Here is a 15,000-nt window from a genome sequence, read left to right on the forward strand (position 1 = left end):
CTGAGGAGGACGCACCTTGGCTGAACTCGTTGCCACCCTGGCTTCAACCCACCATCCGTTTTACCTGCGCGCCACCACCGCTCCGCCCGAGCAGCAGATGCCGCAGGCGCCCGAGTGGAAGCGCAAGGTCGAGGCCTATCGGGAAACCCTGAGCCGGGCCAGGCCGGACATTCTGGTGATGATCGGCTCGGACCATTTCCACCAGATATTCCTCGACAACTGCCCGCAATTCCTGATCGGCAAGGCCGAGCGCTACGACGCTACCTTCTGGAACGAGGAGCGCGAATTCGGTATTCCCAAATATGTGCTGGAGGGCGACGTGGAAATGTCGCGCTTCATGCATCGCGACCTGATGGATCAGGGCTTCGACCTGGCCTTTTCCAACGAGCTCAAGATCGACCATTCCATTATCTGCCCGATCATCACGGTGCGCCCGGACAATGATCTGCCGGTGGTGCCGATCTATACCAATATCTTTGCGCCACCCTTGCCCTCGCCGCGCCGCTTCTACGATCTGGGCCGGGCCATCCGCAAAGCCATTGACGCCTTTCCCTCCGACAAGCGGGTGGCCGCGATCGGCACCGGGCACCTGTCGCTCGAACTGGGCGGGCCGCGGCAGTTCATGGAATCCGGGCCCGATCCGGTATTCGACCGCCAGGCGCTGGAATGGTTCCGCACCGGCGATATCGACGCCATCCTCGCCAGCGTCACCCATGAAAGCATGGCCAAGAGCGGCAATGCCACCCATGGCTTCCTCAACTTCATCCTGATGATGGGCGTCGCCGGGCCGCAGCCGGCCGACTATGTCGACTTCCTCGACCTGTTCCACACCATGGAAGCCTATGTCACCTGGTACCCGCAAGGCGATACAAAGGAGCAGGCAGCATGAGCCGGTATTACGTCAACAAATTCCTCTATCAGGTTGATCGCAATCCAGATTACCTCAAGCGCTATGCCGAGGATCCCAAGAACTTCGTCGCCACCTGGGAGCAGTCGATCGGCCCCAGGCTCAACGAGGTCGAGTTGTCCACCGTGCACAGCCTGACCGAGGCCGAGCGCCGGGCGCTGGTGGAGCATGATTTCGTCGCCCTGTTCGAGATGGGCGCACATTTTTTTCTCAACCTGACGCTGTTCATCGGCATCTATGACGAGCCCTTCATGAAGGAAAACGGCCCGCTCGCCTTCCAGCGCGAGTTTGCCAAAAAGGTCGGCCACTGGACGGGCAAGGATTATCCCAGCGTCGAAAGTTGAGGCCGAAACGGGGGCGACGCTGAATGCAGCGCGCGCCTCGGCGATTACCGGCGTCCGGAGGGAGGAGCCTTCGGGCGTCGCACAGTGAATGAAGCGCACACAGGGAGGAAACCATGTGCAGACTTTGTGATTCGACCCAGCCTGATCTGCCCTGTCCAACCCGGCGCGATGTGCTGACGACCACCGCGGTCGGTGGCGCCGCCTTGCTCGCCAGCGTGCTGCTGACCAATAGTGCCGTCGCCCAGCAGACGGCGCTGTCGACGCTGCCCGAAGGTATCGGCGCGCCGGGCCGCAAGACCCTGATCAAGGGCGGCATCGTGCTGTCGGTCGATGACGCCGTCGGCAATTTTCCGGTCGGCGACGTGCTCATCGAAAATGGCCGCATTATCGAGGTTGCCGCCCGGATCGATGCGCCCGACGCCGCCGTGATCGACGCCACCGGCAAGATCGTCATGCCCGGCTTCATCGATACCCACCATCACCAGTTCGAGACGGCGCTGCGCAGCCAGCTGGCGCACGGCATCCTGATCAATGACGGGCGGGCGGTGAACGCCACCAATTACTACGACACGGTGCTGCAGAAATTCTCCATGGTCTACCGCCCGCGCGATGTCTACATCAACGAGCTGTTCGGCGGCATTGCCCAGCTCGATGCGGGCGTGACCACGGTGATGGATGTCAGCCAGATCCACCATAGTCCCGAGCATTCGGACGCAGCCATCGAGGGGTTGCGCGACGCCGGCCGCCGCGGCGTGTTCGGCTATTTCGAAGGCTGGGGCGAGGGGGCGCGCTATCCCGACGATGCGCGTCGCATCCGCGAGCAGTATTTCGCGTCTGACGACCAGCTGACCACCATGGTCATGGGCGGGGAAATTTACCTGCCGGGCTATGAAAAGGCCTGGAAAGTGGGACGCGACCTTGGCCTGCCCATTGCCCTGCATGTGGTAGGCACCTTCGGCATGCAGCCCACGTTTGACGAACTGGGTGCGGCGGGCTGGTTTGCCGACGACAATATCTTCATCCACATGACCGGCATGTCCGAGGCCGGGTGGAAATATGCGGCGGATGCTGGCGCCCATGTGTCGATGGCGGTGCCGATCGAAATGCATATGCGGCACGGCACGCCACCGATCCAGACCGCGCTCGATCTGGGCATGGGCCTGTCGCTGTCCTCCGATGTCGAATGCACCATGACGGCCGACATGTTTACCCAGATGCGCAGCCTCATCACCCTGCAGCGCATGTTCGTCAATGCGGCGGCGCTCGATGGCGCAGAGGATTTCCCCGACCTGATGCAGCCCATGGATGCCATCCGCCATGCCACCATTGCCGGGGCCGAAGGGCTCAAGCTGGGCAAGGTCACCGGCAGCCTGACACCGGGCAAGGCGGCCGACATCGTGCTGCTGGACGCCCAGGCGCTCAACGTCGCCCCGCTCAACAATGTCGCCGGGGCCGTGGTGACGCTGATGGAACGCAGCAATGTCGATACCGTCATCGTCAACGGGCAGGTCAAGAAGTGGCAGGGCCAGCTGATCGGCGTCGACGTCGAACGCCTCCGCAGCGAGCTGACGGCCAGCCGTGACTATATTTTCGAGCAGGCAGGCATAGAGGTCGACCTGTTCGGCGAACCTGGTTGAACGGGCAAGCCCTGCCTGCCGTCTCTGGCGGCAGGCAGGGCTTGCCGCAGCAGCCTCTGCTCCGGGCTATCGCCTGGTACTGCCGCGTGCGCTCACCACGGGGGTGGTGACATAATGGGCCGCCGTGGTGCGCCCCGCGATGCGTTCGAGCAGTAGGCGGACCGCCTGCCGGCCGATTTCGCGACCGGACTGGTCGATGCTGGTCAGATCGTTCTGGGTGAAGGAACAAGGCTCTGAATTATCATAGCCGATGACGCCGATATCCTCGGGTACCCGCAGCCCCAGGGAACGCACGGCGCTGAGCACTTCGAGGGCGTAATAGTCGGCCCAGCCAAAGATGGCGTCCGGTGGTTCGGGGCTTTCGAGCAAAGCGCGCACGGTGGCGGTGACGTCGTCCAGTTCGGCCTCGGCGGCCTCGATATGGACATGGCGCCCCAGGCCTGCGGCATGCATGGCCTTGGCAAAGCCGACCTCGCGCCGGTCCGACACATCGACCCGGCCCAGTTCGGCCCGGCTGAGGGTGATCATGGCGGGGCGCCGGTAGCCCTGGGCCAGCAGGTGTTCCACCACCAGGGCTCCGCCGCGCTCGTCGTCATTGTTGATGGTGTCGAAGGCGGTGGCAGTGGGTTCGTGATGGGCTACGACCACGACCGGCAGGCTCCTGGCAACGTCGATGAGCCCGGGCGTGTCGAGACGCTGGCCGATCATGATGATGCCATCCATCTGCCGGTCGACCATGGCGTGCACGATGGTGGTTTCGATGGCGGCAATGCTGCGGCCCAGGCCGATCAGCGGGATGTACTGGGTGCCTGAGAGCCCATCATTGATGCCTTCAAAGATCTGCGGGTAGAACGGGTTCTTGATGTCGGCCATCAGGACGCCGATCGTATAGGTCTGGCCGCGCATGCCGCGGGCCGCCGCGTTGGGGCGATAGTTGAGCTCGGCGATCGAGGCTTCGACATTGGCCCGCAGGGCGGCGCTGACGCCATATGCATTGCGCAAGACCTTGGACACGGCCGCGACCGAGACCCCGGCATGTTCCGCCACGGTGCGAATGGTCACGCGCCCCGAGCGGGCTGTTGTCATGTCGCTGTTCTGGCTCACGAAACGTCCTGAAATCTGCTGTGGGACGGGTCTAGGACAGGTCGACCGCCTGCGCAAGCACCGACGCAAAGCTCTCCTCACAGACCGGCTTTACAAGTTTTGTGTATCGGTCTACGGATATCGTTATACGAAATGGCGCAAGCAGACGCCAGAGACTATCGGAGGAGGTTTCGTGGACAATTTGATGCCGCAGGCGGGCGCAGCTCTGGCCCCTGCAATGGCCTGGACGGCGCGCATGATTGCGCCCCTGGCCGACAAGGGTGTCGGCACGCCGGCCAGCTTCGTGCAGCAGGTCTTTACCCTCGATGGCGTGGCCGGCACCGAAGTCCTCCATATCAGCGCGCTTGGGCTTTATCGCTGCTTCATCAATGGTCAGCGCGTCGGCAATGATCTGCTGACGCCGGGCTGGACGAGCTACCACGAACGGCTGTCCTACCAGAGCTATCCGGTGAGCCAGTTGCTCAAGGCAGGCGAGAACACGATCGAAATCTGGCTGGCCGATGGCTGGCTGCGCTCTCCGCTGATGTGGGGCGGCCATCCCATCGTCAATACCTGGGGCAAGGACATCGCCGCCATTGCCGAACTGCGCGCCGGCCCGGGTGCGGCGCCGACGCTGCTGGTCACCGATGACAGCTGGAAGAGCGGCGAATTGCCGATCCGCAAATCGGGTATCTATTTCGGCGAAATCTATGACGCGCGCATCATGCCAACCATTTCGGCCGGGACGCGGGTGCTCGAGCATGACGCCGGGGTTCTCATTCCCCATGAGACGACGCCGGTGCGTGAACTGGCGCCGCTGGTGCCAGTCAGGAGCTGGACCGACGCCGAGGGCCGGACGATCCACGATTTCGGGCAGAATGTCGGCGGCTATGTCGCCTATGGGGTGCAGGGCACGGCTGGTGCCACGGTCACGGTCGAGCATGCCGAAGTGCTCGACAAGGACGGCAATTTCTACAACGTCAATTTCCGTACGGCCGAGGCGATGACCCAGTACACGCTGGCCGGCACTGGCGTTGAGCACTATCGCCCGCACTTCACATTCCAGGGCTATCGCTATGCGCGGGTGACGGTGCAGGGCGACGCCACGCTCACCGCGGTGACCTCGGTGCCGATCAGCTCGATCACCGAGCAGACGGCCAGCTTTACCTCGGCCAGCCCGCTGGTCGACCGGCTGGTGCTCAATACGCTGTGGAGCCAGCGCGGCAATTTCATCGAAGTGCCGACCGACTGTCCGCAGCGCGACGAGCGGCTGGGCTGGACCGGCGATGCCCAGGTCTTTGCCGGTACCGCCGCCTACCTGGGCGACGTGCACAGCTTCCTCACCAAGTGGATCCGGGACGTGATGGCGGACCAGCGCGAGGATGGCGCGGTGCCCCATGTGGTGCCCGATCCGACGCGGCAGGACCCGACCCACTATCCGGGCTTTTACGGCTCCACCGGCTGGGGCGATGCCATCGCCATCGTGCCCTGGCAGCTCTACCTGCATTATGGTGATACCGGCATCCTCAGCGAGGCGCTGCCGGCGATGACCAGATGGGTCGATTTCGTCTGGTCGATCAGCGACGGCCCGATCGTCAATCCGCCCCGGGCCTGGGGCGCACGCGGCTTTTCCTTCGGCGACTGGCTGCAGCCGAGCGGGCCCAGCGCCAAGCCGCTGCCCACCATCAGCGATGAGGCCTCGGCGACGATCTCTCTCTATATCACCTCCTCGCTGGTCGCGCGGATCGCCGGCATTGTCGGCGATGTGGCGACGGCGGAACGGCTGGGCGCCATGGCCAACAGGGTCAAGCAGGCATTCGTGCAGGAGTTCATCACCCCGGCTGGTCGCGTCGGCAGCGACGACCAGACCTCCTATGCCCTGGCTTTCCTGCATGACCTCATCCCTGCCGATCGGCAGGATGCGGCGCGGCAGTATTTCCGCAATGCCATCGCCCGATGCGATGGCCGTATCGGCACCGGCTTCATCGGTACGCCGGCTTTGCTGCCGGCGCTGGTCAAGATCGGCGAGATTGGTCTCGCTGCCGATGTGTTCCTGCAGGAAGAGGTTCCGGGCTGGCTTTACCAGGTCAAGATGGGGGCCACGACGATCTGGGAGCGCTGGGATGCCATCCAGCCCGATGGCACGATCTACAATCCGCAGATGAATTCGTACAACCACTATGCCTATGGCGCGGTGTGCCAGTGGCTGCTGGAGGGAGTTGCCGGTTTCCGGCCGGACGAGAGCGAGCCGGGCTTTGTCAGCATCATTTTCGAGCCCACCATCATTGGCGAACTGTCGCCGGTCAAGGCGAGCCATGCCAGTCCGCGGGGGCTGATCCGGGCCGAATGGACCGTTACCGGCGACAGTGTGCGCTACGCGGTCGAGGTGCCGGCCGGCGCGCATGGCAGGCTGCGGCTCAAGCCGGATTACCGCCAGGCCAGCGTCGATGGCGTGGCCTGGGATGGCGCCGGCGAGCGCGCGCTGGCGGCGGGCCCGCATGTCATCACCTTCACCTATACACCGGTGCCGCGCGCCACGCGGGATCACAACAGCATCAATGCGCGCACGCCCTGACCAACAGGCGGCCGCTGCGAACAGCCCGCATGGTGCGGGCGCAATGGGAGAGAGACCAATGACCACGACGACCCGCAGGACCATGCTGGCCGGCTTCTCAGCCGGCTTGCTGGCCATGACCGCCCTGACCGGCGCCGCCTGGGCGCAGAGCATCAACCTCACCTATCTCATTCCGAGCGGGGCCGACGGCGTGGCCGTGGCCGAGGAGCTGGTGAAGTCGTTCGAGGCGGCCAATCCCGATATCAATATCGACATCGAGACGCGGCCCGGCGGCTCGGAAGGCGACAACCTGGTCAAGACCCGGCTGGCCACCAGCTCCATGACCGACATCTTCCGCTACAATTCCGGCTCGCTGTTCCAGGCCATCAACCCGCAGCAGTTCCTGGTCGATCTGAGCGGCGAGCCCTGGCAGGCCGATGTGCAGGATTCGTTCAAGCAGGTGGTGACGGCGCCCGACGGCACCGTGCGCGGGGCGCCGATGGGCGCGGCCATGGGCGGCGGCATCTATTACAACCGCGCCATCTATGCAGAGCTCGGCCTCTCCGTGCCCAAGACCTGGGCCGACTTCATGGCCAATAATGAAAAGATCAAGGCGGCCGGCAAGGTCGCGGTGATCCAGACCTATGGCGATACCTGGACCAGCCAGCTCTTCGTGCTGGGCGATTACTACAATGTCTCGGCCGCCGATCCGGAATTTGCCAGCCGCTATACGGCCAACGAAGCCAAGTTCGCCACCACGCCGGCTGCCCTGCGTGGCTTTGAAAAGCTGCAGGAAGTGTTCGAGGCCGGCTATCTCAACGAGGATTTCGGCGCCGCCAAATATGACGACGGCATCCGCATGGTCTCGGCCGGGGAGGGCGCGCATTATCCCATGCTGACCTTTGCCACCACCGCCATTGCCGCCACCTATCCAGAAAACATCGCCAATGTCGGCTTTTTCGCCCAGCCCGGCGACGACGCGGCCAGGAATGGCCTCACCGTGTGGATGCCCGATGGGCTCTACATTCCGCAGACGACGTCCAACCTGGATGCCGCCAAGCGCTTCGTGGCCTTTGTCGCCAGCGTCGAGGGCTGTGACGCCCAGACCCGGGCCGGCGGCGCATCCGGCCCCTATCTGGTCAATGGCTGCACGCTCCCTGATGACGTGCCGCCGGCGGTGACCGACATGCTGCCCTACTTTGCCGAAGGCGGCCAGAACGGGCCGGCGCTGGAATTCCTCTCGCCCATCAAGGGCCCGGCGCTGGAGCAGATCACGGTCGAAGTCGGCTCGGGCATCCGCCCTGCCGCCGATGGCGCCGCGCTCTACGACGAGGACGTGCGCAAGCAGGCCCAGCAGCTTGGCCTCCCGGGCTGGTAGGCTCTTGCACTTGAGGCGGCCCCGGGTGTCTGCTCGTGCCCGGGGCTGCCGACCTTGAGGAGGCGTTGATGGCCGTTATGACCCAGTCCGGCATGGCACAAGCCGCCGGCAGACCCAGAGCCGTGCAGCGCCGCTCACCCTATCCCGGCTGGTTCTTCATTCCGGCGGCGGTAATCTATATCGTGCTGTTCCTGCTGCCGACCTTCGCCTCGCTCTATTTCAGCCTGACGCGGTGGACCCTGTTCAACTCCACCTTTATCGGGCTGGAGAATTTCGCCCAGTTCCTGCGCGAGCCCTTTCTGATCAAGGGGCTGATCAATACCGTGCTCTATGCCGCCATCACCTCGGCGCTCAAGGTGGTGCTGGGCCTGCTGCTGGCGGTGCTGCTGACCAGCCAGATCGCGGCGCGCGGCTATCTGCGCTCGGTGGTGTTCTTTCCCGTTCTCGTCTCGACGGTGGGCGTGGGCATTACCTTTACCGTGCTGATGCACCCGACCAATGGCATGATCAATGAGGGCCTGGCGCTGCTGGGCATCAGGGGGCCGGGCTGGCTGGTCGATCCCAATCTGGCGCTGTTCTCGGTGGCGCTGGTGGATGTGTGGAAGGGCGTGGGTCTGGCCACCGTCATCTACATTGCCGGCATCGTCGCCATTCCAAAGGATTATTACGAAGCCGCCCGCATCGATGGCGCCACCAGGCTGCAGAACTTTTTCTATATCACCCTGCCGCTGAGCCGGCCGGCGACGACGACCGTCATCATCCTCAGCTTCATCGGCGGCCTGCGCACCTTTGACCTGATCTGGGCGATGACGCGGGGCGGGCCGGGCTTTGCCTCCGATACCGTGGCCTCGGTGATCTACAAGCAGTACCAGTCGGGCTTTTACGGTCTCAGCACCGCCGGCAATGTCGTGCTGTTCATCCTGATCGCCGCGCTGGTCATTCCGCTGACCATGCTGCTCAACCGCAAGGAGGGGCATGAATGAGCCTGATCCGCAATTACTGGCTGAGCGCGGTGGCGATCCTGGTGTCGATCCTCGTTTTCCTCGTGCCCTTCGCCTTCATCATCCTGATGACCTTCAAAGGGCAGAAGCAGGCGGCGCTGCTCGATTTTTCCTGGCCTGAAGGCAATGCGCTCTGGGGCAATATCGTCGAGGTGGTGACCACGCGGAACTGGATGCTGGTGACCGCCTTCGTCAATTCCTCCATCCTCACCGTGGTCAGCGTGACGCTGCTGGTGGTGTTCGGGGCCATGGTCGGCTTCGTGCTGCAGCGGCGCAAGACCCGGTTCAACGGGCTGATCGAGTTCCTGATCCTGGCCGGGCTGATGCTGCCACCGGCCGTGGTACCCACCATCTGGCTGCTGCAGGGCATGGGCCTGTTCGGCCGGCTGCACGGGCTGATCCTGATCGAGGTGGCCTATGGCCTGCCCTTCACCATCCTGCTCTATCGGGCCTTCATCGCCACCATTCCGCGCGACCTGGACGAGGCGGCCATCATCGACGGGGCGCGGCCGTTCGACGTGTTCTTCCGCATCATCCTGCCGCTGCTCTGGCCGGTGACGGTAACCAATATCGTGGTGCAGTCGGTGGCCATCTTCAACGATTTCACCAACCCGCTCTACTACTTGCCGGGCAATGCCAATGCGACGGTGCAGCTGACGCTCTACAATTTCCAGAGCCAGTTCAGCACCTCCTACAATCTGCTGTTCACCAATATCGCGCTCATCACCATTCCACCGCTGCTGGTGTTCCTGTTCTTCAACCGGCAGATCGTGGCAGGCATGACCGCTGGCGCCGTCAAGGGATAGACATATGGCCGGACTGGAACTGAAATCGCTCTACAAGAGCTATGGCGCCGTCGAGGTCATCAAGGGCGTCGACCTCAGCGTCACCCATGGCGAGTTCGTGGTGTTTGTCGGCCCCTCGGGCTGCGGCAAGTCCACCCTGCTGCGCATGATTGCCGGCCTTGAGGATATCAGCGGCGGCGAGCTATGGATCGGCGACACGTTATGCAATGACGTCGAGCCGCGCGACCGCGGCATCGCCATGGTGTTCCAGTCCTATGCGCTCTATCCGCATATGACGGTCTACGACAATGTCGGCTTCGGGCTCAAACTGGCCAAGACCCCCAAGGATGTGCGCGATCGCAAGATTCGCGAGGCGGCGCGCATCCTGCAGATGGAACACCTGCTCGACCGCAAGCCGGGGCAGTTGTCCGGCGGGCAGCGCCAGCGGGTGGCCATCGGAAGGGCCATTGTGCGCCAGCCGGAAGTGTTCCTGTTCGACGAGCCGCTGAGCAATCTCGATGCCGCGCTGCGCGTCGACATGCGCATGGAGCTGTCGCGCCTGCACCAGGATCTCGGCGCGACGATGATCTATGTCACGCATGACCAGGTCGAGGCGATGACGCTGGCCGACAAGATCGTGGTGCTCAATGGTGGTGTGGTGCAGCAGGTCGGCACGCCCATCGAGCTCTATCAGCGCCCCGCCAATATCTTCGTCGCCGGCTTCATCGGCAGTCCGAAAATGAATTTCATCACCGTCGGCGTTGGGGCGCAGGGCGCGGGCAAGGTGACCATTGCCGGCCCTGATCTCGCGCCGGTGACCCTGGCGGGCGGCGGCGCAGGGCTCAAGCCCGGCGACACGCTGACGCTGGGCATCCGTCCGCATGCCCTAATGGAGCAGAGCTCGGGTGCCGTGGCGGGACGAGTGGCGCTGGTGGAGCGGCTGGGCAACGAGACCAATGTGAGCGTCGATCTGCCCTCCGGGGCGCCGTTGCTGGCGGTGCTGGATGGCGACAGGGAGCTCAAAGTCGGGCAGCAGATCGCCTTCGCCTTTGCGCCGGGAAGCGTCGTGTTCTTTGACGGCGATGGGCAGGCGCGAACGCTCTAGGCTCCCTAAAGTCCTCGGGTCCGAGGATGGCGCTGGGCCGCATTCGGGCCTGGCGATCGGTCTGCTGATTCTGTTGCACTGGCTCGAAAAGCGCTCCTCGGCCCCGACCTGGGCTCGCCAGAAGGCTCTGCTCGGGCGTCAAAACAGCCAAAACCGACACGATCTCTGGTAAAACTGCCAATAAATGCTGCCCAAGCAGTTATTCTGGGGTGCAGGAATATACCCGCCGGTCCATTCTGCCTAAACTGGGCGCGTGGATGCGTACGGAGGCAACTCGATGACAACGGGGGCGCCGTCAGGATGGAGCGACCTCGCCGGCCCGGCCCGGTCCGAGGCACCGAACAGGTCGGCAGCCTTGCCGGTCTGGCGGCTGCTCGGTCTTACCCTGGCGCTCGCCATCGCCTATGGCGGTCTGGGGCTGCTGGGCCTGGAACTCGCGGTGCCGCCAGGCTATGCCACGCTGATCTGGCCGGCCTCCGGCATGGCGGTTGCCGCGCTGCTGATCTTTTCGCCGCGCCTGGCGCCAGGCGTGTTCCTCGGTTCACTGACGGTCAATGCCTTTATTGGCGGGGTGCTGGAGGGTGGCAGTCTTGACGGGCGGGCCCTGGCGGTGGCCGTGGCCATTGCCAGCGGCTCCACCCTGCAGGCGCTGGCGGGCGCCTGCGCCGCCCGGCGCCTGTTCGGCATTCCCACCATCCTGACGTCGCCGCGCGACGTCGCGGTGTTTGCCGGCCTTGTCGGTCCGCTGGCCGGATTGATCGCCGCCACTGTGGGCACCGGCGCGCTCTATGCCAGCGGCCTGGTGACGGCCGAGCAGGTGGCGGGCAACTGGCTGACCTGGTGGCTGGGTGACGTCATCGGCATCCTGGTGGTACTGCCGCTGGCCCTGCTGGGTCCGTGGCGGCGCTGGGGCGCGGGCTGGTCCCGTGGCAATGCTGCGAGCCTGCGCGCCATGTCGATTGTGGCGTTGTTGGTCCCGCTCGGCCTGACATTCTATGGCTGGAAATGGACCAGCATGGTTGCCTATGAACGAGGGGAGCTGGCCTTTGCCGCCCTGGCTGATGAAGGCGAGCGGGCCCTGCTGCACCGGCTCAGCTCCTATGTGCAGGGGCTCGATGGCGCCGCCGGCCTGTTCCATGCCTCCAGCCAGGTGTCGGCAGCCGACTGGCGCGCCTATGTGGAAGCCCTCGATATTGGCCGCACGCTGCCCGGCATCTTCGGCATGGGCGTAATCGACGATGTCGCCCACGGCGATCTGGCGGCCTATACGGCCGGCTTGCGCGCGCTCGGTGTCGACGAATTCGTGGTCGATCCCGGCCATGGCGCCCGCGCCCACCATTTCATCATCCGCTTCATCGAGCCGCTGGCCGCAAACCGGCCGGCGCTTGGGCTGGACATCGCCTATGAAAGCCATCGCCGCGATGCTGCGGAGAGGGCGCGCCTGAGCGGGCAGCCGACCATTACCCGGCGCATTTTTCTCGCGCAGGACGACCGCCTGCGGGCCGGCTTTCTGCTGCTCAGGCCGCTCTATGCCGAAGCGGCACCGATCGACACCGTCGAGCAGCGTCTGGCCGCCTTCACCGGTTGGGTCTATGCGCCCTTTGTGGGTTCACGCTTCATGGCGGGCCTCACGGGGAGCCAGGACAGGACTCTCGAGATCGCGGTCTATGACGGCCCGCAGGTCGATGCGAACCAACAGATCTTTACCAGCCGAAGCGCGGACGAGGCGGCCGGACGCTCGACCTATACCGTTGCCAAGACCATGCCGGTGCTGGGCCAAACCTGGACCCTGGTATGGACCAGTACCGATCAGTTTGACGGCGCTATCAAGAACAATGAAGCGCTGTTCGTGCTGCTGGCGGGCCTGCTGGTGTCGGCGCTGTTTGCCGGTTTCCTGCTCAGCCATGCGCGGCGCGAACAGACCATTCAGCGCATGGTGGTGCGTAAAACCCGGGAAATTGTCGCCCGGGAGGATGAGAACCGGGCGGTGGTCAATACGGCTGTGGTGGGGATCCTGCTACTCGATGAGCAGGGCCGCGTGCTGTCAGCCAATGAGGCGGCGCTGGATATTTTCGGCGTCCAGCCGGAGGACGTGCCGCAGATGTCGATAAAGGACCTGATTCAGACCGGCCCGGGTCTGACGGGAGCCGAAATCCTGGGTGCCTTCCGATCCACCCGCTCGGCGCCGACCAAGCCCGTCTCCGGCCGCAGTCGCAGCGGCCAGCCGCTGGAGCTGGAATTCCAGCTCAATCCCTGGATTACCGTGGAGGGGCAGCATCGCTATACGGCCATTGTCCGGGACGTCACGCGCCAGCGCCAAATCACCGTCGCCCTGGAAGAGGCCGAACTGCGCTGGAGCAGCGCCCTGCGTGGCGCCCGGATCGGCGTGTTTGACGTCAATCTGGCGCGCGGCACCTCCATCGTCTCCGACACCTGGCTGGAAATGCTGGGCCTGGACGGCGACGGGCCGATCGATCCGCAATGGGAATGGCGCCGGCGCGTGCATCCGCAGGATCTGCTTGTGGTCGACGCGGCAGACGCCGCCTGTCTGGCGGGCTGGACGGCGCGATCGGAGAGCGAGTACCGCATTCGCCACGCCGATGGCCGCTGGATCTGGCTGCGATCGGAAGCGTCGGTCACCCAGCGGGACGCGGCGGGGCGGGCGCTGCGGCTGGTGGGCACGCAAACCGACATCACCGCGCTCAAGGAGGCTGAGGCGGCCCTGCGCTCGAGCGAGGAGCGCCTGCGCAGCGCCATCGAACATGCGCCCATCGGCATGGCGCTGGTTGATCCCGCCGGCGCCTGGATCAATGTCAACGAGGCACTGCTGACCTTCTTGGGCTACGCGGCAGACGAGTTCCTGCAGCTCGACTTTCGGGATCTCAATCATCCCGACGATGCCGGGCTGGACGAGGAGCTCATTGCCCAGCTGGTGGCGGGCGACATCTCGCACTACCAGCTGGAAAAGCGCTATCTGCACCGGGCCGGCCATGCCGTCTGGGGGCTGCTCAACGTTTCGGCGGCGCGCGGGGCCGACGGCGGCGTGGATTACTTCATCGCCCAGATCCAGGATATCCAGCACCGCAAGGAAATGGACCGGCTCAAGAGCGAGTTCATTTCCAATGTCAGCCACGAACTGCGCACGCCATTGACCTCGATCCGCGGATCGTTGGGCCTGGTCATGGGCGCCATGGCCCAGCAGATCCCCCCCGGGGTGCTGCGCCTGCTGGGCATTGCCCACAAGAACAGCGAGCGGCTGATCCTGCTGATCAATGACATTCTGGACCTCGAGAAGATGAGTTCGGAGAAGCTGCAATTTGCCGTTGGGCCGCACCGGCTGCGCCCCGAGGTCTTGCTGGCGATGGATATCAACCACGCCTATGCGGCCCAGTTCGATGTGGCACTGGTGCTCGACGAAACCGGGTATGACCCGGAATGCGCCTATGACAGCGCGCGCCTGCAGCAGGTGCTGTCGAACCTGCTGTCGAATGCGGCAAAGTTCTCGCCCCGCGGCGGTACCGTCCATCTCAGCATCAAGCGGATCGGCGCCATGGCCCGGGTGGGCATCGCCGATAGCGGCCCGGGCATCCCCGCCGGCTTTCGCAGCCAGATCTTCTCGGCCTTCTCGCAGGCCGATGCCTCGGCGACGCGCGAAACCGGGGGCACCGGGCTGGGACTGCACATCTCCAAGCAGATGATGGAGAAGATGTCGGGCGATCTGGACTATTCCAGCGTGGAGGGACAGGGCAGCACGTTCTGGATCGATGTGCCGCTGACGGCGACGACGGCCATGGCCGCACCGGCAAGGGCTTCAGCACAGCCGTCGCCGCTGCCCCATGTGCTGCATGTCGAAGATGACGAGGACTTCCGCGCCTTCATCGCCACGGCGCTTGAGGGCCAGGTCACCGTCGCGCATGCCGGGACGTTGAATGCGGCCCGCAGCGCGCTGGCGCGAGAGCGCTTCGACCTCATCCTGCTCGATCTCAGCCTGGCCGACGGCAATGGCCTCGAGCTGCTCGATGACGTGACGCTGCAGCATGCCGGTCAGGTGATCGTGCTGACGGCGACCGAGAGCGTCGTCGTCGACGACCGCGTGAGCGCGGCGCTGGTCAAGTCGCGGACACCCGAATCCGTGATCGTGGAGACGATCCTGACGGCAATCCGGCCGGCGCCGTCCGTCAGGCGGCACGGCGCGAAGGGCTGAGT

Annotated in this window: 10 protein-coding genes; 9 read left to right on the plus strand and 1 reads right to left on the minus strand. The window is 64.6% G+C overall.

The window, feature by feature from the left end:
* Nucleotides 1-16: 16 nt before the first annotated feature.
* The 3 genes from AC4NN3_RS02240 to AC4NN3_RS02250 all read left to right on the plus strand — a co-directional run bounded on the left by AC4NN3_RS02240 (nucleotide 17) and on the right by AC4NN3_RS02250 (nucleotide 2,888).
* Nucleotides 17-889, plus strand: coding sequence for a DODA-type extradiol aromatic ring-opening family dioxygenase (locus AC4NN3_RS02240; protein ID WP_491925522.1), 873 nt, complete (start codon nucleotides 17-19; stop codon nucleotides 887-889).
* Complete coding sequence (locus tag AC4NN3_RS02245) at nucleotides 886-1,251, plus strand: hypothetical protein (RefSeq protein WP_491925523.1); 366 nt, start codon at nucleotides 886-888, stop codon at nucleotides 1,249-1,251. The genes AC4NN3_RS02240 and AC4NN3_RS02245 overlap by 4 nt, the downstream gene beginning before the upstream one ends.
* A gap of 170 nt (nucleotides 1,252-1,421) precedes the next feature.
* Nucleotides 1,422-2,888 (plus strand): amidohydrolase family protein, encoded by a 1,467-nt coding sequence (locus AC4NN3_RS02250; RefSeq protein WP_491925524.1) that lies wholly within the window; start codon nucleotides 1,422-1,424, stop codon nucleotides 2,886-2,888.
* Nucleotides 2,889-2,954: 66 nt separating this feature from the next.
* Here the strand turns inward: AC4NN3_RS02250 and AC4NN3_RS02255 are convergent, their stop codons facing one another.
* On the minus strand, nucleotides 2,955-3,992 hold the full coding sequence (locus AC4NN3_RS02255) for a LacI family DNA-binding transcriptional regulator (protein ID WP_491925525.1): 1,038 nt from the start codon (nucleotides 3,990-3,992) through the stop codon (nucleotides 2,955-2,957).
* 235 nt (nucleotides 3,993-4,227) lie between these two features.
* On the opposite strand from AC4NN3_RS02255, the gene AC4NN3_RS02260 reads away from it, so the two are divergent.
* The 6 genes from AC4NN3_RS02260 (at nucleotide 4,228) to AC4NN3_RS02285 (ending at nucleotide 14,998) form a co-directional block, all read left to right on the plus strand.
* Nucleotides 4,228-6,546 (plus strand): alpha-L-rhamnosidase, encoded by a 2,319-nt coding sequence (locus tag AC4NN3_RS02260; RefSeq protein WP_491925526.1) that lies wholly within the window; start codon nucleotides 4,228-4,230, stop codon nucleotides 6,544-6,546.
* A 58-nt stretch (nucleotides 6,547-6,604) separates the two neighbouring features.
* On the plus strand, nucleotides 6,605-7,903 hold the full coding sequence (locus AC4NN3_RS02265) for an ABC transporter substrate-binding protein (RefSeq protein ID WP_491925527.1): 1,299 nt from the start codon (nucleotides 6,605-6,607) through the stop codon (nucleotides 7,901-7,903).
* A 77-nt stretch (nucleotides 7,904-7,980) separates the two neighbouring features.
* Nucleotides 7,981-8,886 carry a carbohydrate ABC transporter permease gene (locus AC4NN3_RS02270; RefSeq protein ID WP_491926449.1) on the plus strand — a complete coding sequence of 302 codons (906 nt, stop codon included), beginning with the start codon at nucleotides 7,981-7,983 and terminating at the stop codon, nucleotides 8,884-8,886.
* Nucleotides 8,883-9,710, plus strand: coding sequence for a carbohydrate ABC transporter permease (locus AC4NN3_RS02275; protein WP_491925528.1), 828 nt, complete (start codon nucleotides 8,883-8,885; stop codon nucleotides 9,708-9,710). The genes AC4NN3_RS02270 and AC4NN3_RS02275 overlap by 4 nt, the downstream gene beginning before the upstream one ends.
* A 4-nt stretch (nucleotides 9,711-9,714) precedes the next feature.
* Nucleotides 9,715-10,794, plus strand: coding sequence for an ABC transporter ATP-binding protein (locus AC4NN3_RS02280; RefSeq protein WP_491925529.1), 1,080 nt, complete (start codon nucleotides 9,715-9,717; stop codon nucleotides 10,792-10,794).
* Nucleotides 10,795-11,071: 277 nt separating this feature from the next.
* Nucleotides 11,072-14,998 carry a CHASE domain-containing protein gene (locus AC4NN3_RS02285; RefSeq protein WP_491925530.1) on the plus strand — a complete coding sequence of 1,309 codons (3,927 nt, stop codon included), beginning with the start codon at nucleotides 11,072-11,074 and terminating at the stop codon, nucleotides 14,996-14,998.
* Nucleotides 14,999-15,000 lie beyond the last annotated feature (2 nt).

The sequence above is a fragment of the Devosia sp. MDV22-iso42 genome (assembly GCF_058629155.1).